Source organism: Streptomyces sp. NPDC001851, from assembly GCF_040297165.1.
Classification (GTDB): Bacteria; Actinomycetota; Actinomycetes; order Streptomycetales; family Streptomycetaceae; genus Streptomyces.
On sequence record NZ_JBEOYR010000093.1, the window covers coordinates 1 to 1,123 of the forward strand.

Here is a 1,123-nt window from a genome sequence, read left to right on the forward strand (position 1 = left end):
ATGGAGCGAGTCATCGCTTCAACGTCAGAACCAGTCATGTCCGCAGCTTTGGTTTCTGCGATTTCACGTACCTGAGCACGGGTCACTTTACCTACTTTGTCTTTGTTCGGCTTACCGGAACCAGACTTGATACCAGCCGCTTTTTTCAGCAGAACTGCTGCTGGCGGGGTTTTGGTAACGAAAGTGAAGGAGCGATCAGAATAAACGGTAATAACAACCGGAATCGGCAGACCTTTCTCAACGCTGTCAGTTTTAGCGTTGAATGCCTTACAGAATTCCATGATGTTAACGCCTTGCTGACCCAGAGCTGGACCAACTGGCGGGCTCGGGTTAGCCATACCAGCTGCAACTTGCAGCTTAACGTAGGCTTGTACTTTCTTGGCCATTTAAATTTCCTCGGTTTGGGTAGTATCGCCTCGTGAGAGGCTCCCCGTGTTTAACCTCGCCAGACAGGCATCAGCCAAGGCATCTAAAAACAAAAAGCGCGAAATTGAAGTTCAATTTCGCGCCTTTGACAAGCGGCAACGGACCGCTTATTGCTGATTATTCGATCAGCCTTTTTCAACCTGGCTGAAGTCCAGTTCCACCGGCGTTGCACGGCCGAAGATGGAAACGGAAACTTTCAGGCGGCTCTTTTCGTAATCGACTTCTTCGACCACGCCGTTGAAATCGGCAAACGGGCCATCGTTGACGCGCACCAGCTCGCCCGGCTCGAACAGCGTCTTCGGACGCGGTTTGTCACCAACCTGCTGCAGGCGGTTCATGATCGCATCAACTTCTTTATCGCTGATAGGCGCAGGACGGTCAGACGTGCCGCCGATGAACCCCATGACACGCGGTACACTGCGCACCAGGTGCCAGCTGGCGTCATTCATCACCATCTGCACCAGCACGTAGCCAGGGAAGAATTTACGCTCGCTCTTGCGACGCTGGCCACCACGGATTTCAACCACTTCTTCCGTAGGCACCATCACTTCGCCGAACAGCTCTTCCATATCGTGCAGTTTGATGTGTTCACGCAGCGATTGCGCTACGCGACCTTCAAAACCGGAAAACGCCTGAACGACGTACCAACGTTTTTTTGGAGCTTCAGACAATTTAGAACCTCAGGCCAGTAATAAAC

At 52.2% G+C, this 1,123-nt stretch carries 2 protein-coding genes; both read right to left on the reverse strand.

All coding sequences use genetic code 11. From position 1 onward, the window contains the following. Nucleotides 1–386, reverse strand: a 386-nt coding sequence (gene rplK, locus ABT171_RS41710; protein ID WP_351252186.1) for a 50S ribosomal protein L11, incomplete at its 3' end; no start/stop codon positions are given. Between the two features lie 165 nt (nt 387–551). Beyond that, nucleotides 552–1,097, reverse strand: a complete 546-nt coding sequence (gene nusG / locus ABT171_RS41715) for a transcription termination/antitermination protein NusG (protein WP_004929914.1) — start codon at nt 1,095–1,097, stop codon at nt 552–554. Nucleotides 1,098–1,123: the final 26 nt, after the last annotated feature.